This is a genomic window from Photobacterium kagoshimensis (assembly GCF_050337045.1).
In the GTDB taxonomy this organism is placed as follows: domain Bacteria; phylum Pseudomonadota; class Gammaproteobacteria; order Enterobacterales; family Vibrionaceae; genus Photobacterium; species Photobacterium kagoshimensis.
In genome coordinates, this window is the sequence record NZ_JAKJSO010000013.1 from 182,655 (window position 1) to 203,256 (window position 20,602).

At 43.9% G+C, this 20,602-nt stretch carries 16 protein-coding genes; 11 read left to right on the forward strand and 5 right to left on the reverse strand.

Annotation, left to right across the window (positions count from 1 at the left end):
- Nucleotides 1-107: 107 nt before the first annotated feature.
- A complete protein-coding gene (locus L4C35_RS11710; RefSeq protein ID WP_428463026.1) occupies nucleotides 108-2,123 on the reverse strand; it encodes an oxidoreductase in 2,016 nt (671 codons plus the stop codon).
- Nucleotides 2,124-2,390: 267 nt separating this feature from the next.
- On the opposite strand from L4C35_RS11710, the gene sppA reads away from it, so the two are divergent.
- The 3 genes from sppA (at nucleotide 2,391) to L4C35_RS11725 (ending at nucleotide 6,182) form a co-directional block, all read left to right on the forward strand.
- A complete protein-coding gene (gene sppA, locus L4C35_RS11715) occupies nucleotides 2,391-4,247 on the forward strand; it encodes a signal peptide peptidase SppA (RefSeq protein ID WP_428463027.1) in 1,857 nt (618 codons plus the stop codon).
- A gap of 85 nt (nucleotides 4,248-4,332) precedes the next feature.
- Complete coding sequence (ansA, locus tag L4C35_RS11720; RefSeq protein ID WP_428463028.1) at nucleotides 4,333-5,343, forward strand: asparaginase; 1,011 nt, start codon at nucleotides 4,333-4,335, stop codon at nucleotides 5,341-5,343.
- Between the two features lie 179 nt (nucleotides 5,344-5,522).
- Complete coding sequence (locus L4C35_RS11725; protein ID WP_428463029.1) at nucleotides 5,523-6,182, forward strand: glutathione S-transferase family protein; 660 nt, start codon at nucleotides 5,523-5,525, stop codon at nucleotides 6,180-6,182.
- Between the two features lie 76 nt (nucleotides 6,183-6,258).
- Here L4C35_RS11725 and L4C35_RS11730 read toward each other — a convergent pair whose 3' ends face one another.
- Nucleotides 6,259-6,561: a YeaC family protein gene (locus L4C35_RS11730; RefSeq protein ID WP_428463030.1), complete on the reverse strand. Its 303-nt coding sequence runs from the start codon at nucleotides 6,559-6,561 to the stop codon at nucleotides 6,259-6,261.
- Between the two features lie 414 nt (nucleotides 6,562-6,975).
- On the opposite strand from L4C35_RS11730, the gene L4C35_RS11735 reads away from it, so the two are divergent.
- A complete protein-coding gene (locus tag L4C35_RS11735; RefSeq protein ID WP_428463031.1) occupies nucleotides 6,976-7,836 on the forward strand; it encodes a DUF2989 domain-containing protein in 861 nt (286 codons plus the stop codon).
- Nucleotides 7,837-7,947: 111 nt separating this feature from the next.
- Here the strand turns inward: L4C35_RS11735 and msrB are convergent, their stop codons facing one another.
- On the reverse strand, nucleotides 7,948-8,331 hold the full coding sequence (gene msrB / locus L4C35_RS11740; protein ID WP_428463032.1) for a peptide-methionine (R)-S-oxide reductase MsrB: 384 nt from the start codon (nucleotides 8,329-8,331) through the stop codon (nucleotides 7,948-7,950).
- A gap of 486 nt (nucleotides 8,332-8,817) precedes the next feature.
- On the opposite strand from msrB, the gene gap reads away from it, so the two are divergent.
- Together gap and L4C35_RS11750 are read left to right on the forward strand one after the other, a co-directional pair.
- Nucleotides 8,818-9,813: a type I glyceraldehyde-3-phosphate dehydrogenase gene (gene gap, locus L4C35_RS11745; protein ID WP_428463033.1), complete on the forward strand. Its 996-nt coding sequence runs from the start codon at nucleotides 8,818-8,820 to the stop codon at nucleotides 9,811-9,813.
- Between the two features lie 319 nt (nucleotides 9,814-10,132).
- Complete coding sequence (locus L4C35_RS11750) at nucleotides 10,133-11,008, forward strand: D-hexose-6-phosphate mutarotase (RefSeq protein ID WP_428463034.1); 876 nt, start codon at nucleotides 10,133-10,135, stop codon at nucleotides 11,006-11,008.
- A 34-nt stretch (nucleotides 11,009-11,042) separates the two neighbouring features.
- On the opposite strand, the gene L4C35_RS11755 is transcribed toward L4C35_RS11750, so the two are convergent.
- Entirely contained in the window at nucleotides 11,043-11,423 is a 381-nt protein-coding gene (locus L4C35_RS11755) for a VOC family protein (RefSeq protein ID WP_428463035.1), read from the reverse strand.
- A 556-nt stretch (nucleotides 11,424-11,979) separates the two neighbouring features.
- Between L4C35_RS11755 and L4C35_RS11760 the strand changes: the two genes are divergently transcribed.
- Genes L4C35_RS11760 through L4C35_RS11770 form a run of 3 tightly spaced genes read left to right on the forward strand, consistent with a single transcriptional unit; the run spans nucleotide 11,980 to nucleotide 16,783 of the window.
- Nucleotides 11,980-13,914, forward strand: a complete 1,935-nt coding sequence (locus L4C35_RS11760; protein ID WP_428463036.1) for a PrkA family serine protein kinase — start codon at nucleotides 11,980-11,982, stop codon at nucleotides 13,912-13,914.
- Nucleotides 13,915-13,944: 30 nt separating this feature from the next.
- Nucleotides 13,945-15,216: a YeaH/YhbH family protein gene (locus tag L4C35_RS11765; RefSeq protein WP_428463037.1), complete on the forward strand. Its 1,272-nt coding sequence runs from the start codon at nucleotides 13,945-13,947 to the stop codon at nucleotides 15,214-15,216.
- Between the two features lie 34 nt (nucleotides 15,217-15,250).
- The gene (locus L4C35_RS11770) at nucleotides 15,251-16,783 is read left to right on the forward strand and encodes a SpoVR family protein (RefSeq protein ID WP_428463038.1); all 1,533 of its coding nucleotides are present in this window, start codon (nucleotides 15,251-15,253) and stop codon (nucleotides 16,781-16,783) included.
- Between the two features lie 129 nt (nucleotides 16,784-16,912).
- Here L4C35_RS11770 and fadR read toward each other — a convergent pair whose 3' ends face one another.
- A complete protein-coding gene (fadR, locus tag L4C35_RS11775; RefSeq protein ID WP_428463039.1) occupies nucleotides 16,913-17,764 on the reverse strand; it encodes a fatty acid metabolism transcriptional regulator FadR in 852 nt (283 codons plus the stop codon).
- Between the two features lie 522 nt (nucleotides 17,765-18,286).
- Between fadR and nhaB the strand changes: the two genes are divergently transcribed.
- Together nhaB and dsbB are read left to right on the forward strand one after the other, a co-directional pair.
- Nucleotides 18,287-19,879, forward strand: a complete 1,593-nt coding sequence (gene nhaB, locus L4C35_RS11780) for a Na(+)/H(+) antiporter NhaB (RefSeq protein WP_428463040.1) — start codon at nucleotides 18,287-18,289, stop codon at nucleotides 19,877-19,879.
- Between the two features lie 142 nt (nucleotides 19,880-20,021).
- A complete protein-coding gene (dsbB, locus tag L4C35_RS11785; protein ID WP_428463041.1) occupies nucleotides 20,022-20,546 on the forward strand; it encodes a disulfide bond formation protein DsbB in 525 nt (174 codons plus the stop codon).
- Nucleotides 20,547-20,602: the final 56 nt, after the last annotated feature.

Sequence of the window (20,602 nt, forward strand, 5' to 3'; positions counted from 1 at the left end):
ACCATAAAGCACCGAGAAGTATCGGTGCTTTGGTCTACACATATATTTGAATTACTCGTATCAAACATTTTGCTTGTGCTTACATCATTACCGCGACTATGTCCGCGTTAGAGCTTAGCCGCTAATTCAACGCCTTGGCGGATCACTCGCTTAGCATCCACTTCACCCGCCACATCGGCACCACCAATCACACTAACTTTTACATTAATCGCCTCAAGCTGCTCCGTCAGCACATTAACAGACGTTTGTCCTGCACATACAATAATATGATCAACAGGCAATACGCGCGCCTGCCCTTCTACCGTAATATGCAGCCCTTGATCATCTACTTTGTCGTAGCTAACACCACCTAGCAACTCAACACCGCGTTTCTCTAATACTTTCTTATGGATCCAGCCCGTTGTTTTACCCGGCCCTTTCCCGACACGCCCTGGCTTACGTTGCATTAACCATACTTGGCGCTGACTGACGTATTCTTCATGCGGATATAACCCTCCCGCATGACTAATATCGGTATCAATCCCCCAGTCTTGTAACCAATCGGCAAGCACTTGATGTTCAGGCTCTGTCAGCATGGTAGAGACATCCACACCGATCCCCCCCGCACCAATCACTGCCACTTTCTGACCCACTTCCACTTTGTCACGGATCAAGGTTTGGTAATCAACCACTTTATCGCTATCTTTAAGGCCAGGGATCGGCGGCATACGAGGCTGAACACCTGTCGCGACAATCACTTCATCGTAATGTTTTAATTCATCTAAGGTAGCGGCATGGCCTAGCTTCACATTGACACCGGTCTGTTCTAAACGACGGCTAAAATAGCGAATCGTCTCTTTAAACTCTTCTTTGCCAGGGATTTGCATTGCCAGATTAAACTGACCACCGATGTAATCATTCTTCTCAAACAGATCAACGCTAAAGCCCCGCTCTGCCGCCGCGCTTGCACACGCCAAACCCGCAGGACCCGCTCCAACAACAGCGATTTTCCGTGTTGTAGCAGCAGGTGTCAGTACCAGTTCCGTTTCGTAACAAGCTTGCGGGTTAACTAAGCAGCTGGCACGTTTACCAACGAACACATGATCGAGGCAAGCTTGGTTACAGCCAATACAGGTATTGATGTCATCCGCTCTATCTTGTTCTGCTTTATTTACAAATTCAGCATCCGCCAAGAATGGTCGTGCCATCGATACCATATCCGCCTGCCCACCCGCTAAAATACCTTCCGCTACATCAGGGGTGTTAATGCGGTTACAGGTAACCAGCGGGATCTTAACTTCGCTTTTCAGTTTTTCGGTGACCCACGTAAATGCCGCCCGTGGCACTTGAGTGGCAATGGTAGGAACACGCGCCTCGTGCCAGCCAATGCCCGTATTTAAAATTGTCACGCCCGCAGCTTCCAGTGCTTTCGCTAACATCACCACTTCTTCATGGGTACTACCTTGCTCGACCAGATCTAGCATGGATAGACGGAAAATGATGATGAAATCATGGCCTGTACGCTCCCTCACAGCCTTGACCAACTCAATCGGGAAGCGCATACGGTTTTCATAACTGCCGCCCCATTCATCGTATCTATGATTGGAACGCTGACAGATAAATTGGTTAATCAAGTACCCTTCCGATCCCATTAACTCCACACCGTCATAACCCGCTTCGCGGGCCAACTCTGCACTTTTAGCAAAGGCATCGATGGTTTTATTAATTTGACGAGCACTCATTTTACTAGGCGTGAATTTAGAGATTGGTGACCGAATCGCAGAGGCACTCACGGCAAAAGGATGTAGGGCATAGCGGCCAGCATGCAGTAGCTGTAACGCAATTTTGCCACCCTCTTCATGCACAGCATCAGTGATCGTACGGTGAGCTCTTGCTTGACGAGCAGAGCTAAATTCAGCACTTAATGGGTGCAGTCGACCGCGAAAATTAGGGGAAAAGCCACCTGTTACAATCAAACCCACACCACCGCGGGCACGGGCTGCATAAAAGGCCGACAGCTTTTTAAAACCGTCACGAGATTCTTCTAGCCCTGTATGCATTGATCCCATCAGCACACGATTTTTTAATTGTGTGAAACCAAGATCTAAGGGCGCAAGTAAGTGTGGGTAAGATTTATCGTTCATGGCTTCCATTCTTTTTTAATTATGGTCAGACCAGTATATGGTCAACAAACAACAAATTTCAAACATCTGTTTACATTAACGCAACAAAGCATGATCTATGCAAGGGTTTTCATCAGGAAGCGTGACCAAAATGGATGATCGGTTATGAAAAATGGAACGTATTAACGCTATGTGGCTCCGAACCTAACGTACGGATATTGGTGAAAAATTGTGACATAGCGCTTTCCTGCGTTAGGATAAGAGCAGGAATCATTATCAGGACGTTTCATGAAAATGTTATTTAAAGGGATTGGAAAGATTTTCCGCGCCCTATGGAAACTACTCAGCTTCACTCGTCAGCTTATTCTTAACCTGTTTTTCTTGGCTTTTATTGGCATCATCATTTTTGCCTTCACCCAAGGAACAGAAGAGCCAGTACAAGCGACAAAATCTGCACTTGTACTCGATTTAGCGGGTCCTATCGTTGAACAACGCAGCATTATTAGCCCTGTCGATCAGCTGACTAGCAATGCGCTAGGCCACCAACAAGTTCAAGAAAATGTCTTGTTTGATATTGTTGATACCATTCGACATGCCTCGACTGACAACAACATCACAGGCTTGGTGCTTAACCTGAAAGACATGGCAGGTGCTAATCTCACCAAACTACGTTATATCGCCAAGGCAATTAACGAATTTAAAGAAGCAGGCAAGCCCGTTTATGCCTTTGGTGATAACTTCAGCCAAAGTCAGTACTACCTTGCCAGCTACGCCGACAAAGTTTTTATGTCGCCTGACGGTGGTGTATTGCTAACAGGCTACGGCAGCTACACCCTGTACTACAAAAGCTTGTTAGACAAACTCGATGTCAATACCCATGTATTCCGTGTAGGTACTTACAAATCGTTTGTTGAACCTTATACCCGCGATAGCATGTCTGATCCTGCTCGTGAAGCGAATACCGCTTGGTTAAACCAACTGTGGGGGGCTTACACGCAAGATGTCGCCACTAACCGCCAGATTGATGCCCAAGCGCTATCGCCTGAACTTGATGATTTCGTGACGCAATTGAAAGCGGTTAACGGTGATTTTGCGAAACTGACATTAAACATGGGTTTAGTTGATGAACTCGTGAGCCGCCCTCAGCTGCTACAAAATTTAGTGGACGCTTTTGGTAGCGATGACAACGATAGCTTTAAACACATCAGCTATTACGATTACATGCCAACCGTGATGCCAACAGAACTGCCAAGCAGCAATAAAATTGCCGTAGTCGTTGCAAGTGGCGCTATCGTTGATGGTGATGGTCGTCAACAAGGTACCGTTGCGGGAGATAGTACTGCAGCGATGCTACGTGAAGCTCGCTTAGATGATGATGTCAAAGCCGTCATTCTTCGCGTGGATAGCCCTGGTGGTAGTGCATTTGCATCCGAAGTGATTCGAAATCAAGTTGATGCCCTCAAGCAAGCGGGCAAACCTGTTGTTGTGTCGATGTCGAGCTTAGCCGCATCAGGCGGTTACTGGATTTCATCCAGCGCCGATAAAATTATCGCGCAGCCAACAACCATTACCGGTTCTATTGGTATCTTCGCTATTTTAACCACCTTTGAAAAAGGGCTGGAAAAAATGGGCGTTTATAACGATGGTGTCGGCACAACGCCATTTGCTGGTGTAGGTGTTACTCGTGAGCTACCTGAAGGCGTGGCACAAGTATTCCAACTGGGGGTTGAGCACGGTTATCAGCGCTTTATTGGTTTAGTTAGCCAATACCGCAACATGTCACTAGAGCAAGCGGATCATATTGCTCAGGGCCGTGTATGGACAGGTCAAGATGCATTGGAACTCGGTCTGGTTGATCAACTCGGTGACTTTGATGATGCCATTGCAGAAGCCGCTACATTAGCAGAGCTCGACAGCTACGAGCTACAGTGGGTAACCGAAGATCTTACCCCTACAGAGCTTTTCTTGCAGAACTTTACTGCCAAGATCAATGTACATTTACATAATATCTTGTGGGGACAAGTTCCTTCAGCATTACAACCTGTAGCACACCAAGTTGCAACAGACCTAACCACATTAAATAACTTTAATGATCCAAAAGGGCAATATGCATTCTGCCTAAACTGCACCAATAGTGAAAAGTGAGATCAGCCCAGCAACGCTGGGCTTTTTTTACCGAGCGTTAGCCGTATAATGCGCGCACCAAACCGATAAAAAGCTGTACTGAATTATGGAAAGAAAACACATATACATTGCTTATACTGGCGGCACAATTGGCATGCAGAAGTCAGACCATGGTTACGTCCCTGTTGCAGGGTTCATGGAGAAGCAATTAGCAAGCATGCCAGAATTCCATCGTTCAGAAATGCCAAAATTTACCATCCATGAATACGATCCTCTGATCGATTCTTCGGATATGACGCCAGCGGATTGGCAGCGCATTGCTGATGATATTAAAGAAAACTACGACAAGTACGATGGTTTCATCATTCTTCATGGTACGGATACCATGGCGTACACAGCGTCAGCTTTGTCGTTTATGTTTGATAACCTAGATAAACCAGTGATCGTGACTGGTTCACAAATCCCAATTGCAGAAATTCGCTCAGACGGTCAGAGTAATCTATTAAATTCTTTGCACGTCGCAGCGAACTACCCAATTAACGAAGTTACTGTGTTTTTCAACAACCAGTTAATTCGTGGTAACCGTAGTACAAAAGCACATGCCGATGGCTTTGGCGCCTTTATTTCTCCAAACCTACCGCCATTGCTTGAAGCGGGTATCAATATTCAACTTAACAATGTTGAGATTGATAAAAAACCGGATGCACCATTTACCGTACATAACATTACACCTCAACCGATTGGTGTGATCACCATGTACCCAGGTATTTCACCGGAAGTTATTCGTAACACGCTTCGCCAACCTGTTAATGCAATGATTTTGCTGACGTTTGGTGTCGGTAATGCACCACAAAATGCCGATCTTTTAGCGCAACTAAAAGAAGCGACAGATCGTGGTGTGATTGTTATCAACCTTACGCAGTGCCTATCAGGCAAAGTGAACATGGGTGGCTACGCAACAGGCTGTGCACTTGCAGATGCAGGCGTATTGAGTGGCTATGACATGACACCAGAAGCTGCGTTAGCGAAATTACATTATCTGCTGTCGAAAAACCTACCCGCAGAAACAGTGCGCAGTATGATGCAACAAGATCTACGTGGTGAACTGACTCACTAACTGGATGTACTGACGTTACTTTCCTTCTAAGAGCTGCGTATGCGGCTCTTTGTTTATCCGCTTTCTCATATCTCAACTACACTTACTAGCACTGAAAACACACAAGAATACGTTACTGTCGACACGACAAGACTTCACGTAATCACAATAAAACCAATATGCTTCGTAGGACGATACTTATGATTCTACACGGTGCTTCAATTTCTCCTTTCGTCAGAAAAATCATGCTAGCACTCGCCTACAAAGGCATTAGCTATCAGCTTGAACCCTTAAATCCATTCTTAGAAAAAGAACTCGCCCACAAACGCCATCCCATGGGAAAAGTCCCTGTTCTTGAACATGATGGGCAAAGCATTATGGATTCAACCGTCATCGCCCATTACCTAGATGATCTCTACCCTGTCCCACCTTTGTATTCTGGTGATGCCAAAGTGCGAGCGAAAATCAGATGGTTAGAAGAATACGCCGATACGCGATTAACCTCGCTGGTCAGTGGTGTGCTGTTTTACCAAAAAATTATGCGAGGCAAGATGCTCAATAAAGACATTGATGAAGATGCGATTGAGCAATGTATACAGCACCATCTCCCGTTGGCACTTCAATATCTTGAAGAACAAATGCCGACAGAAGGCTTTATTGGCGAGCATTTCTCGATGGCTGAAATTAGCGTTTGGAGTATTTTGCGGAACGGTTGGATGGCTGGTCTGCGTTTAGAGTCAGGCTACCCTAAATTACACGCCTACTTAATGGCGATAGAACAAGAACCTATCGTCGCGAATATGATGAGCGAAGAAGATCATGAATTACGTGGTTTTTATTGCGCACCTATCAAGATGTAACACGGTAAGAAATAGCGTTAGAGACCCCTACCAACTAACGCTAATACATACCTGCTGGCTCTTCTCACCACATCAATTACAGCTCGCTGTGATTGAAGCGGGCAATATCATCGGTTGAATGAGCGGCTTCTTCATTTATGCCAAAATCACGTTTGAGCTCAGCTTTTGACTTAAACTTAATCTCGCCTCCGAGCTCAACGCTCATATGCTCTGCGTCTTGATTATTGCGCGACTGATATAACATGACAGCTTGCATGGTAGCATCACGTTGTTCTTGGGTTAAAACAGTACCATCAGGCCACTTTCCTACTTCTACCGCTGTCATTAATCGCTGATACACCTCGGGGGTCATCGCGTGTAATATTTGCTCAACATCCATTCCAACACTCCATCTCTACAAGGTAGCTTCGATTGGCTACATTCACCGCGAACCCAGCAACAACCGACAGGGTTAATTTCATGTTGCATTACCTTTAAGGAGTCGTACACATCAGTCAAGCCGTAGTATAAGAAATGCTTTTCTGATCACAGCTTCCATCATGAATTGCCGACAATTAAAACAAAGCAGAGCACAAAAATAACAAGGGGCAATCACATCAGCCATGTCCAGAACGATACAGCTGCAAACAAACTCCCTATCGCAATATGGTCTCGATGATAATTTCATCAAAAGCCCATAGTGCTCGCCCACTTTCCTGAATAGCATTCACAATTTTCTATGTTTTCATCACCTCAGAGCGACTTTCCTATAGAATGAGGTCTCATAACGTTAACTATACGAGCTTCATTTACAATGCGTGTAAACACCTCCCAAAAGACAATGACGGCTAGCGTAAAACAAAAGTCGACAGCAAAATTTAAACTGCTCACTGTTTTGGGTTGCACACTACTTCTCAGTGGCTGTTTTGAACGCCACCGCTCTACAGATAGCTTATGTGAATCCTACCCCGACATCTGTGCCCAATTAAATGTGAATGACGGTCAATGCCGTTTGCAACGCGCCAGTTTAATTTGGAAACGTTATGACGTATTAAAAAACCCCATAGATAGCGAAAAGTTTAAAGAACTCAAATTCACGCATAACTATCAAATGTGTTTAGAGTACGCGGCACGTATAGAGCCAACCGAACTGAAAGAGCGCAAAACCAACCGTATGCAAGCGCTAATCCACAGTTATGACTCTATTGATCGACTCAATAAAGAACTAGAAGCATCCATCGACCCCGAGATCATCTATTACCGCTGGTCGCAAGGTGACAAACAGGCCATGCGCCAATTTTTAAGGCTCGAAGGAAAACCGGCCTTAGAAACACCTGAGCTACAACTTGCCTTGGCCACTTATTACAATGGTAAAGATCAAGAGAAAACCCTACGTATTTTATTACATGCACTCTCTCTGTATAAAAAAGGCGATACGGTAAAGCCTGAGATCATCCAAACCTTGGCGACCATTTACCATCAACAAAAAAACAATGAACAAGCTTACCTGTGGTCGATTGTCGGAGCTGAATTTAATATGCCAGTGGCAAGCAAAGACAAATTAGCCAGTTTCTATCCTATGGCGGGTGAAAAACGCGATGGCCTAGAGCAACAAGCAGAGGCTGTCATTAAAGCACTCAAACAAGGTCGGTTCATTGCTGCACTTAGTCACTAATCCTCTTACGCGATTACGCCAAGCCTCCGCTAAGAGTGACCAAGATCAAAAAAGGCATCCTAAGATGCCTTTGATTTTGTAATAATATTTCAGCCTATATGCAACGTAACATCACGCTTTAAACTGTAAAGATACCGAGTTCACACAATAACGCTCGCCCGTTGTTTGAGGCCCATCAGGGAAAACATGCCCTAAATGGCTATCACATTGTGCACAACGAATTTCCGTTCGGCTCATTCCGTGTGAGTGATCTTCAAGATAGCGAATCGCGTTTTTCTCTATTGGCGCATCGAAGCTCGGCCAACCACACCCTGAGTCATATTTATTATCCGATTGGAATAATGGCGATTCACAGCAGGTGCAGTGATAAATACCTGTTTCACGATTATGCAGCAATGTGCCACTAAACGGCGCTTCAGTACCTTGTTCACGACAGATTTGATACTGTTCAGGGGATAATTTCTCTCGCCAGTACGCATCGTTTTTATTAGTCATTGTTTTTCCTGTCTCTTCCTTTATAACGCTGAGCACATTTTTACGGCTCTTTCCTAATCATACTACGCCATAATAAATTCGCTACCCATGGTTAGAGGACGACGCATTCTCGTTAAAACATTTAAACCCTCACCACAACTTTACACATCAGAACAAAAGCTGCCGCTAAGATTTTGTTTAAAAAGTTGTCAATTCCGACTTATGTGGCACATACTTTTTGCGCTATGAGTGTTTAGTTACCGAATCAATCTAAGTGCCAACATAAAAATAGATTTGCTCAATATTAAAAGTTAACAACGTCTATGGTGACTAATTGAACAAGTTTCGTATGAATTGTCGGCAATGTAGAGGGAATGTAAAAAAAATCCGAACTTTTTTTTGACCTCAAGCAATTTAACCGCCTTTTTTGCTTGCAGCGTCACCCAGTATTCTGTAATTTTACTACCAGTTATCTTTCATTAGAAATTAAGTTGTGGAGCAACTACAATGACTATCAAAGTAGGTATTAATGGTTTTGGCCGTATCGGTCGTTTTGTTTTCCGTGCAGCGCAAGAGCGCAACGACATCGAAGTTGTTGGTATCAACGACCTTATCGACGTTGAATACATGGCTTACATGCTGAAGTACGATTCAACTCACGGCCGTTTCAACGGTACTGTTGAAGTTGAAGGCGGTAACCTAATCGTTAACGGTAAAACTGTACGTGTTACAGCTGAGCGCAACCCTGAAGATCTTAAGTGGGATGCAATCAACGTTGACGTTGTAGCTGAAGCAACTGGTCTTTTCCTAACTGACGAGACTGCACGTAAGCACATCACTGCTGGTGCTAAGAAAGTTGTTCTTACTGGTCCTTCTAAAGACGCAACTCCAATGTTCGTTATGGGCGTAAACGATTCAACTTACGCTGGCCAAGACATCGTTTCTAACGCTTCTTGTACTACTAACTGTCTAGCACCTGTTGCTAAAGTTCTTAACGACAAGTTCGGTATCGAATCTGGTCTTATGACTACAGTTCACGCAACTACAGCTACTCAAAAAACTGTAGATGGTCCTTCTGCTAAAGACTGGCGTGGTGGTCGTGGTGCTTCTCAAAACATCATCCCATCATCAACTGGTGCAGCTAAAGCTGTAGGCGTTGTTCTTCCAGAACTAAACGGCCTTCTAACAGGTATGGCTTTCCGCGTTCCAACTGCAAACGTTTCTGTTGTTGACCTTACAGTTAACCTAAAAACTGCTGCATCTTACGAAGCAATCTGTGCTGCTATGAAAGAAGCATCTGAAGGCGAGCTTAAAGGTGTTCTTGGTTACACTGAAGACGCTGTTGTTTCTCAAGATTTCATCGGTGAAGTTCAAACTTCAGTATTCGATGCTAAAGCTGGTGTTGCACTAACTGACAAATTCGTTAAAGTTGTATCTTGGTACGATAACGAAATCGGTTACTCAAACAAAGTTCTAGACCTAATCGCTCACATCTCTAAGTAATTAATACTTAGTAAGCGATGATAAAAGGCGGCCTTGAGTCGCCTTTTTTGTACCTGTTAGTTAGCCATACCCAAATGACATTGGATCTGCTACTCTCTTAGCCCTCAAATACCAGCATATCCCTTCGTTTAGCGGCTATTTAACCCCCAAGTCACTCAACTATTCTTGTAAAAAATAAAACCAAGTAACAAATTTAACAAATAAGTTTTAATTTATATTGATATTTTTTAATGAAAAATAAGTAGCATCTTATATCGTTTTTTATACATTCCGACGCCATTAAACAGCGATACAAGATGCTATTAGTAAGGAAATGATCATGGATTTACGTAATCTACCAACTATCAATGCCCTTTCAGATGCTATTACGGTGTGTGAATACAATGGCGTAAAAATTATTCGAGTGATCCACAACGCTGTTGAAGCCGGGATCTCACTGCATGGCGGCCACCTTGTTTGGTTCAAACCTGCCAACCAAGATGATGTTATCTGGTTAAGCGAAGAAGCGATTATCGATCCCGCAAAAGCAATCCGAGGTGGTATTCCTGTTTGCTGGCCATGGTTTGGTAAAGCAGGTAACCCTTCGCACGGCTTTGCACGTAACAGCCAGTGGACACTCAAAGAACACCGTGAGAATGATACTGGTGTGATCGTGGCACTAAATCTACAAGACTCAGAAACAACTCACGCTATCTGGCCACATAAGTTCGATCTGACTATCACCTTTGAATTAAGTGAGACGCTAAAAGTTCATCTGACCTCAACCAATACAGATGAGCACCCATGGTCTTACGGCGGCGCTCTACATACCTACTTTGATATTGCAGACATCCGTCAAACACACTTAACGGGTATGGGCCTGCCTTATATTGATGGTGTACTCGGTGGGGTTGAAGCTGAAGGAGATGACACACTCACGATCGCTCAAGAAGTTGACCGTGTTTACACTGCACCTGAAGCGACGGTTGCCATCCACGACACCCCTCGCCAGCGCCAAATCCTGGTCGAAAACCAAGGTCACAACGCGGCTGTTATTTGGAACCCGTGGCAAGACCTATGCGAAAGCATGGCTGATATGGCAACGAACAGTTTTGAAACTATGGTGTGCGTAGAGTCAACAATTCATGGTGAAGGGGTAACCTTAGCACCGCAAGAATCACACACGCTTTCAACCATCATTCGTATTGCTAAGTAAGCATCAGGCATCAAGGTGTGGCAACCGCCACACCTTATGCTTGCATGGTGCTATTCGCTTCAATCAACACCCAGCCATTACCATCAGGATCGGCAAAGGTTGCAAAACGGCCACTCAATAGCGTCACAATTTCAGATAAACCAACCCCACGACCACTCAACTCATTATAGGTTGAGGTAATATCGTCGGTTTGTACCACTAGCCCTTGTACAGAGCCCGCTTTCATTCCAGCAAATGGCCTCACCAAACTGATAGTGGTTTCTGCCCCTTTGGGTGCTAACTGAACCCAACGCTTATCGTCGTTTGCGCAATGATCGCGAATCAACTCAAACCCTAATGCATCTCGATAGAAAACCAATGCCTGCCCTTGATCCGATACTGGAATAGAGACAGTATCAACGCGCGAAATACCCATAAATGCAGCTCCCCAAAATACAATCACCTATCTAGCTTAAGTCAGAGTTGTTGATTTAGCTCACAAAAAAAGCATCTTAACTGAGAAATATTCTATGAATAGAAGCAAAGCGTGATAATGCTTTATCATCAAGGCCATAGTTGTCTCAATAATGCTTCACAACAGAAAAAAGTGAATTAAACCGCTCTCCGACTAGCATCCCTCACCAAACAGCTCACATGCATCTATTTTCAGTTATAGATCTCACATAAGAAAGTAATTTCAAACAATACGACTAAGCATCAAATCAAGTTTACACATCACAAAATCGTTAAATAAATGTAAAGATTTTCCACCTAAACCTTCTTGCGAAACCGATTTTTAAAGAGGATAGTAAGAATGTGTACAAAGTTTGCACACTTTTTCATTGTCACCTAGCTTAGGAAATTTATTTAAAAACCAACAACTCAGTGACGCAATTTGATCAGTTAGGTCTAGTCTTAAAGATATGAGGGATGTGAAAGTTATTTGTTTTCGTCCTTTCTAATTGATAAGAGAACGATTCAGGGGGCATACCATGAGTATTTTTGACCATTATCGTCAACGCTATGAAGAGTCCAAGGATGAAGAGCTTTCATTGCAAGAATTCCTTGAAATTTGTCGAAACGACCGAAGCGCATATGTAAACGCAGCCGAACGCCTACTTATGGCGATTGGTGAGCCAGAAATGATCGACACCGCACAAGATCCACGCATGAGTCGACTATTCTCTAACCGTGTTATCTCACGTTACAAAACGTTTGAAGATTTTTATGGCATGGAAGATGCCATTGAACAAATCGTTTCTTACCTCAAACATGCAGCGCAAGGTTTAGAAGAACGTAAACAAATCCTATACTTACTGGGCCCAGTTGGGGGCGGTAAATCTTCTTTGGCCGAAAAGCTAAAAAGCTTAATGCAAAAAGTACCAATTTACGTACTGACGGCTGATGGCGTGCGCAGTCCTGTTAATGATCACCCATTTAGCCTCTTCGACAAACACGAAGATGGCGACCTTCTTAATAATGAATACGGTATTCCAGAGCGCTACCTCAATACCATCATGTCGCCTTGGGCAGCCAAACGCTTGCACGAATTTGGTGGGGATATCACTCGCTTTAAAGTCGTGAAAGTACGTCCATCCATTTTAGATCAAGTGGGTATCGCGAAAACTGAACCTGGCGATGAAAATAACCAAGATATTTCATCTCTTGTCGGTAAAGTGGATATTCGCCAGCTCGAACACTTCTCACAAGATGATCCAGATGCGTATAGCTACTCGGGGGCGCTTTGTAAAGCCAACCAGGGTCTAATGGAATTTGTAGAGATGTTTAAAGCACCACTCAAAGTGCTTCACCCTCTACTAACAGCGACCCAAGAAGGTAACTATAACGGTACTGAGGGTCTATCTGCCCTACCGTATGAAGGTATTATTCTTGCTCACTCCAATGAGTCAGAATGGCAAACCTTCCGTAATAATAAGAGCAACGAAGCCTTCCTTGATCGTGTTTACATCGTGAAAGTGCCTTATTGTTTACGTATATCGGAAGAAACTCGCATCTACGAAAAACTGCTTCAAAGCAGTGAATTAGCAAGTGCGCCATGCTCACCAAGTACGCTCGATATTCTTGCTCGTTTCTCTGTTCTTTCTCGTCTAAAAGAGCCAGAGAACTCAAGTGTATTCTCGAAAATGCGTGTATATGACGGTGAAACACTGAAAGATACCGATCCAAAAGCCAAGTCTTATCAAGAGTACCGTGACTACGCGGGTGTCGATGAAGGCATGAACGGTCTATCAACCCGTTTCGCCTTTAAGATCCTATCGCGCGTGTTCAACTTCGATCATTCCGAAGTGGCTGCTAACCCGGTTCACCTGTTCTATGTACTAGAGCAACAGATTGAACGTGAGCAGTTCCCACAAGAAGTGGCCGAGAAGTACCTTGAATTCTTGAAAGGCTACTTGATTCCTAAGTATGTTGAATTTATTGGTAAAGAAATTCAAACCGCGTACCTAGAGTCTTACTCTGAATATGGCCAGAACATCTTTGACCGCTATGTCAGCTACGCTGATTTCTGGATTCAAGATCAAGAATACCGTGATCCTGAAACCGGTCAGCTATTCGACCGCTCTGCGCTTAACAATGAGCTAGAGAAAATCGAAAAACCAGCAGGTATCAGTAACCCTAAAGATTTCCGTAATGAAATCGTTAACTTTGTTTTACGTGCTCGTGCAAGTAACGCAGGTAAAAATCCGAACTGGACCAGCTACGAAAAACTGCGCACCGTTATCGAGAAGAAAATGTTCTCGAATACCGAAGAGTTGCTTCCAGTTATTTCGTTCAACGCGAAAACCTCTACCGACGAGCAGAAAAAACACGATGATTTCGTCGCTCGTATGATGGAGAAAGGCTATACCCGTAAACAAGTGCGTTTGCTATCTGAATGGTACCTACGCGTTCGTAAATCATCATAGCCGGTTGAATGGAAGTATGAGGGGGAGCTTATGGCGCATTTTATAGATCGCAGGCTCAATGGTAAGAATAAAAGCACGGTGAACCGCCAGCGCTTTTTACGCCGCCACAAACAGCAGATTAAAGAGTCGATTGCTGATGCGGTAAATAAACGCTCGATCACTGATGTTGAGAGCGGGGAAAATATTACTATCCCTTCTCGTGATATCAAAGAGCCAAGCTTTCACCAAGGCCGAGGTGGACAACGTGAAGTTGTCCACCCAGGCAACGACCAATTCTCTCCAGGTGACCGCATTGAACGCCCCCAAGGAGGGGCGGGACAAGGCGGCGCAGGGGAAGGTCAAGCGAGCCAAGATGGTGAAGGCCAAGATGAATTTGTATTCCAAATTTCCAAAGACGAATACCTCGACTTACTGTTTGAAGATTTGGAGCTACCTAACCTAGAAAAAAACCAGATGAACAAAGTGGTCGAATGGAAAACGTTCCGTTCAGGCTACAAATCATCGGGTGTGCCATCAAATATCGCGATTGTAAAATCGCTACAAAATTCGTTGGCACGACGCACGGCCATGACAGCTGCGAAACGCCGTCACTTACGTGAACTCGAAGCAGAACTTGAGCAACTTAAATCAACAGAGCCCGCTCAACCTTTTGAAGAAGAACGCGTAAAACAAGCAATCCAAGCGCTGCGTGAAAAAATTGGCAGTGTGCCTTTTATTGATACCTTTGATTTACGATACAAAAATTATGAACGTCGCCCACTGCCCACCAGCCAAGCGGTTATGTTCTGTCTGATGGATGTATCAGGTTCAATGGATCAAGCAACCAAAGATATGGCTAAACGCTTCTATATCTTGCTGTATTTATTCTTGAATCGAACCTACAAGAATGTTGATGTGGTCTTTATTCGCCACCATACACAAGCAAAAGAAGTGGATGAGCATGAGTTTTTCTACTCGCAGGAAACCGGTGGCACAATTGTGTCAAGTGCATTACGCATGATGGATGACATCATTAAGAAGCGCTACCCAGCTGGCGAATGGAATATCTATGCTGCTCAAGCCTCGGATGGCGATAACTGGGCTGATGATTCACCAGGCTGTCGTCAGTTATTAAAAGAGAGTATTTTGCCAGTAACACGTTACTACTCTTATATCGAAATCACTCGCCGTGCGCATCAAACGCTATGGCGTGAATACGAAACACTGCAAGGCAGTCATGATAACTTTGCTATGCAGAACATACGGACGGTGGATGACATATTCCCTGTATTTAGGGAGCTATTTAAGAAGCAAGTCAGTTAATAGCTGGATGTCAACGCGCTTAGGGGAGTGAGTTATGGTGACAACAACAAAGACAAAGCCACTCAGTGATGGGCCAGATTGGACGTTCGATCTGCTTGACCAATATCATAAAGAGATAAAGCGTGTCGCTGACCACTATCGGCTTGATGCGTATCCCAACCAAATTGAGGTCATCACTGCCGAGCAGATGATGGATGCTTACTCAAGTATCGGGATGCCCATCAATTACCACCACTGGTCATTCGGCAAGCGTTTTATTGAAACTGAACGTGGTTATAAACACGGTCAAATGGGATTAGCGTATGAGATCGTGATTAACTCTGATCCCTGTATCTCTTATTTAATGGAAGAGAACACTATTACCATGCAGGCCTTGGTAATGGCGCATGCCTGCTACGGTCATAACTCTTTCTTTAAAGGCAATTACTTATTTCAAACATGGACAGACGCCAGTTCGATTATCGATTACCTACTATTTGCTCGTAATTACATTACTGATTGTGAAGAAAAGTACGGGGTTGAGGATGTCGAGCGCTTGCTCGATTCCTGCCACGCCTTGATGAATTTTGGGGTCGATCGTTACAAGCGTCCGCAAAAAATATCACTGGTAGAAGAGACTGCGCGTCAAAAAGCACGGGAAGATTACCTGCAAACACAGGTCAACGCACTATGGCGCACTATTCCGGTCCAAGAAGATAAATCTGAGGTGTCAGAGGAACATCGTTTCCCTACGGAGCCACAAGAAAACATTCTCTACTTTATCGAAAAACATGCGCCACTGCTCGAACCTTGGCAGCGTGAAATAGTAAGAATTGTGCGTAAAGTAAGCCAATACTTCTACCCACAAAAACAAACCCAAGTCATGAACGAAGGCTGGGCAACGTTCTGGCACTACACTATTTTGAATCATCTTTACGATGAGGGGTTAGTCACAGACCGCTTTATTATGGAATTCTTGCATAGTCATACCAATGTGGTAGCGCAGCCTGAATACAACAGTCCCTATTACAGCGGGATCAACCCGTATGCCTTAGGCTTTGCGATGTTCCAGGATATTCGTCGGATCTGTGAAAATCCAACCGAGGAAGATAAATACTGGTTCCCAGATATTGCAGGTAAAGATTGGCTGGATACGCTGCACTTTGCGATGGAAAACTTTAAAGATGAGAGTTTCATCAGTCAGTTTTTATCGCCAAAAGTGATGCGTGACTTCAAGCTCTTTGCTGTGAATGACGATGATCGCCATAACTATGTGGAAGTCAGTGCGATTCATAACGAGGAAGGCTATCGGATGATCCGAGAGAAGCTCTCGTCGCAATATAACTTGAGCAACAATGAACCTAACCTTCAAGTCTGGAATGTGGCATTGAAAGGTGACCGTTCACTGACACTACGTTATATACCACACAACAGGATTCCATTAGCAGACAGCCACCCTGAAGTGTTAAAGCATATGTACCGCTTATGGGGGTTTGATATTACGCTAGAAGAAGAGTTGAGTGATGGACGGACCCAAATTTTAGGGACATGTCCTGTACGTAATACCCAATTTGGCTCTGATATTTAATTGTTGAAAGAGCGGTAAAATCAGCTCAATAAAATAAAAGCGTGATACGTCAGATTACCTCTGATTTATCACGCTTTCTTGCTTTAGATAGCATTAAAACCGACTAAAAATATCTTTTAGCGATGGCTATTACTGCTCTTCTTCGTGCATGTAACGGCCAATGGCTTCGCGATTGTTATACCAAATCACACCGCTATCTCGACCGTATTTTTTGATTCTCTCAGCCACTAATTCATGCTGATGATTATCACAAATGGCTTTCAAATCACGGTAGAACTCAAGCGCTAATTCACACGCTTCTTGGCTCATGAAGTAGTAGCCACCAACACGCGTATAAATCTTACGTAACCCGTTAATTGTTAACACATACAAGGTGTTACCCGATTTAGCCGCCATGCCTTGGAATAAACGGTAATCGTAGTAGTTAAATGCACGAGCACGGCAAATTGCTTCACACAACTCAGGCTGATCTTTGCCATATTTGTCGGTGATTTTCTTTACTTCACTCAACAACTGAATTTTTGCTTCGTTGTCTTCGATGTAGTCTGCAAATGAGTCAGCTGCTAGTAGTGATTCACATGAGCGAATAATTGAATCAATCAGCTCACTTGATTCTTCACTATTACCTTTCACAGCATAACGCATGAAAACGCTACTGATATCTGTACGTGCAGAAAGTAAATCAGTCAGAACACGTTGTACATCTTGGCCATCCAGTGTGACTAGCGTATCAAGAATACTTAAACCCGAGGTGTCCATGAAATTATTCACACGGGTTGGTTTACCATGTTGGATCGTTAACCAACCATCACGCGCAAGTCGCTGTAACACTTCGCGCAGCGTGGTACGTGTTACACCAATCAGTTCAGAAAGTTCACGTTCAGCAGGCAGGATTGAACCTTGAGGAAAGTGATTATTCCAGATACTTTCGATGATGTATTTCTCAGCAAATGTTGCTGGGCTATCAGCCTTTATAACCATTTAATTCTTTTTCCAATCGCTTCTTGCTTATACTTATAAACTCATCATACCACCAGAAAAGGATATGACGAAATTTGCCAGAAAGCACAATCTTATTTTACTTTTCACTCAAGCAAAAATTTGACGTAACGCAAGTTTTATTGAAAGCAATAAATGTAAATTGCATGGGCGGAGTTCTGATGCTTCAGAACTCCCGTTTTGGAATGAAATTTAAGTAAAATAAAATTGTTCATCAGCCACAACTTGACTGATCCAGATCAAACTGTACAGTTAGCACCGCAATGAACTGGGAGCTGAATGGAAGCTGCTGCCTGCTTTAAGTTAAACACCATATGTAATGATGTTTAGCTTAGAGGGTCTCATTAGAATATTTAATCACAGCTCTGTGGTTAACCCTTCTCTCTTGACTATAAAGGCATGACAGCTGCCAGCTCATGTATACCTTTTAGGCGCCACTTCTGTGGTTCTTCCGCCTCTGGGGTATTTTTTATTCGTATGCATTTATAACAAGAGACCTGATACATGGCTATTTCGCTGGGAAACGCCTTCGTAAAGAATTTTTTAGGCAAAGCACCTGATTGGTATAAAGTGGCGATCATTTCGTTTCTGATTATCAACCCAATCGTATTTTTTGTAATCGACCCATTTACTGCTGGCTGGCTACTGGTTGTTGAATTTATTTTCACGCTTGCGATGGCATTAAAGTGTTACCCCCTTCAGCCTGGTGGCTTACTGGCGATAGAAGCTGTCGCCATTGGCATGACAAGCCCCGAACAAGTGAAACATGAGCTTGTGGCGAATATTGAAGTATTACTACTGCTGATCTTTATGGTCGCGGGTATCTACTTCATGAAGCAATTACTGCTTTTCATTTTCACCAAAATATTGATCGGCATACGTTCTAAAATCTTGCTATCACTGTCTTTTTGTATCATGGCGGCTTTTCTATCGGCCTTCCTTGATGCGTTGACCGTTATTGCCGTTGTTATCAGTGTTACTGTGGGCTTCTACAGCATTTATCATAAAGTGGCTTCGGGGCAAGAACCTCATGCCGCCCACGATCACACCACAGATAGCAATATCCGCGAAGTGAGCCGTGATGATTTAGAAAACTACCGCGCCTTCCTTCGTAGCTTGCTCATGCATGCTGGTGTAGGTACCGCTCTGGGTGGTGTAATGACCATGGTGGGTGAACCACAAAACTTGATCATTGCCGACCAAGCGGGTTGGTTATTTGGTGAGTTTATACTGCGAATGGCTCCCGTTACTATTCCTGTCTTTTGCTGCGGTATTTTAACTTGTGTGTTAGTCGAGAAATTCCACCTTTGTGGCTACGGTGCAGCATTACCAGAGAATGTTCGAAAAATCCTTAAAGATTTTGATAATGAAGAACGTAAAAGCCGTACAAATCTAGACTATGCAAAACTGATTATCCAAGCGCTGATTGCAGTATGGTTGATTGTTGGTCTAGCGATGCACTTAGCCGCGGTAGGTTTGATTGGTTTAACTGTTATCATCTTTGCGACTTCGTTTACAGGTATTACTGAAGAGCATGCACTTGGCAAAGCATTTGAAGAGGCACTGCCGTTTACAGCACTATTGGCCGTGTTCTTCTCAATCGTTGCTGTGATTATTGATCAACAGCTCTTTACCCCTATCATTACTTGGGTACTTAGCCTTGAAGGTAGTGCACAGCTAACCATGTTCTATGTTGCGAATGGCCTGCTGTCTATGGTGTCTGATAACGTTTTCGTTGGTACCGTTTATATCAATGAAGTGAAGTCTGCGCTAGTTCATGGTGTGATCTCACGTGACCAATTTGATATGTTAGCCGTTGCGATTAACACAGGTACTAACCTACCTTCTGTTGCGACACCAAATGGTCAAGCAGCATTCCTATTTGCACTAACATCAGCCCTTGCACCGTTAATTCGTCTATCTTACGGTCGCATGGTGTACATGGCACTGCCATACACTATCGTGCTAACGCTGGTTGGTTTGGCGGGTATCGAGTTTATGCTGGTTCCGATGACGGAATGGTTCTACGACATGGGCTGGCTAGTTCACAACACAGCTGAAGCCGTATCAACGATTGCACCAGTTGCTGGACATTAATTGAATTTTCAGTAAATTTAATGGTCTGACTATCAACAAAGCCCTGATTTGTCAGGGCTTTGTTATATTATATCCATCAAACTGATATATACGCCAACGCCGAAATCACGCTGGCATATGAACTAATTGAAGAGACGATTCAATGCAATTTTTATATTCATTCTCTAAACGTCGCTCATCGTGGCTGTTACTGCTAGCATTTATACTCTTTTTTGAAGCGAGTGCGCTTTTCTTTCAGCATGGGATGAAGTTGCCACCTTGTGTTATGTGTATCTACGAGCGTGTAGCCATGTTTGGTATCGCTATTGCCGCGTTAGTGGGTTTAAGTGCCCCGCATAACCCGGTGATCCGTTGGCTTGGCTTAGCTGGTTGGGGGTATAGCGCCTATGAAGGTCTCATGCTTTCAATCAAGCACGTAGACTATCAGCTCAACCCATCGCCATTTAACACCTGTGATCTCTTTGTTCAGTTCCCTAGCTGGGCACCATTAAATCAATGGATCCCTGGTGTCTTTGAAGCCTATGGTGACTGTGGCAAAGTCGTGTGGATGTTCATGGGACAAACTATGCCACAGTGGCTAGTCATCATTTTTGGTGCAAATTTAATCGCGCTGGCAATCATTGTTATCGCGCAATTGGTCGGGATCAAAGCAAAGAAAGAAGCATAGTCACTCGGCTTGGTATGCTTAATCGTTAAAATAAAAGGCGTTCATTACGAACGCCT

Excerpts from the sequence above, each read along its gene's own strand:
- L4C35_RS11710 (WP_428463026.1), bottom strand. The coding sequence starts at position 2,123 with ATGAACGATAAATCTTACCCACACTTACTTGCGCCCTTAGATCTTGGT.
- sppA (WP_428463027.1), top strand. The coding sequence starts at position 2,391 with ATGAAAATGTTATTTAAAGGGATTGGAAAGATTTTCCGCGCCCTATGG.
- ansA (WP_428463028.1), top strand. The coding sequence starts at position 4,333 with ATGGAAAGAAAACACATATACATTGCTTATACTGGCGGCACAATTGGC.
- L4C35_RS11725 (WP_428463029.1), top strand. The coding sequence starts at position 5,523 with ATGATTCTACACGGTGCTTCAATTTCTCCTTTCGTCAGAAAAATCATG.
- L4C35_RS11730 (WP_428463030.1), bottom strand. The coding sequence starts at position 6,561 with ATGGATGTTGAGCAAATATTACACGCGATGACCCCCGAGGTGTATCAG.
- L4C35_RS11735 (WP_428463031.1), top strand. The coding sequence starts at position 6,976 with ATGCGTGTAAACACCTCCCAAAAGACAATGACGGCTAGCGTAAAACAA.
- msrB (WP_428463032.1), bottom strand. The coding sequence starts at position 8,331 with ATGACTAATAAAAACGATGCGTACTGGCGAGAGAAATTATCCCCTGAA.
- gap (WP_428463033.1), top strand. The coding sequence starts at position 8,818 with ATGACTATCAAAGTAGGTATTAATGGTTTTGGCCGTATCGGTCGTTTT.
- L4C35_RS11750 (WP_428463034.1), top strand. The coding sequence starts at position 10,133 with ATGGATTTACGTAATCTACCAACTATCAATGCCCTTTCAGATGCTATT.
- L4C35_RS11755 (WP_428463035.1), bottom strand. The coding sequence starts at position 11,423 with ATGGGTATTTCGCGCGTTGATACTGTCTCTATTCCAGTATCGGATCAA.
- L4C35_RS11760 (WP_428463036.1), top strand. The coding sequence starts at position 11,980 with ATGAGTATTTTTGACCATTATCGTCAACGCTATGAAGAGTCCAAGGAT.
- L4C35_RS11765 (WP_428463037.1), top strand. The coding sequence starts at position 13,945 with ATGGCGCATTTTATAGATCGCAGGCTCAATGGTAAGAATAAAAGCACG.
- L4C35_RS11770 (WP_428463038.1), top strand. The coding sequence starts at position 15,251 with ATGGTGACAACAACAAAGACAAAGCCACTCAGTGATGGGCCAGATTGG.
- fadR (WP_428463039.1), bottom strand. The coding sequence starts at position 17,764 with ATGGTTATAAAGGCTGATAGCCCAGCAACATTTGCTGAGAAATACATC.
- nhaB (WP_428463040.1), top strand. The coding sequence starts at position 18,287 with ATGGCTATTTCGCTGGGAAACGCCTTCGTAAAGAATTTTTTAGGCAAA.
- dsbB (WP_428463041.1), top strand. The coding sequence starts at position 20,022 with ATGCAATTTTTATATTCATTCTCTAAACGTCGCTCATCGTGGCTGTTA.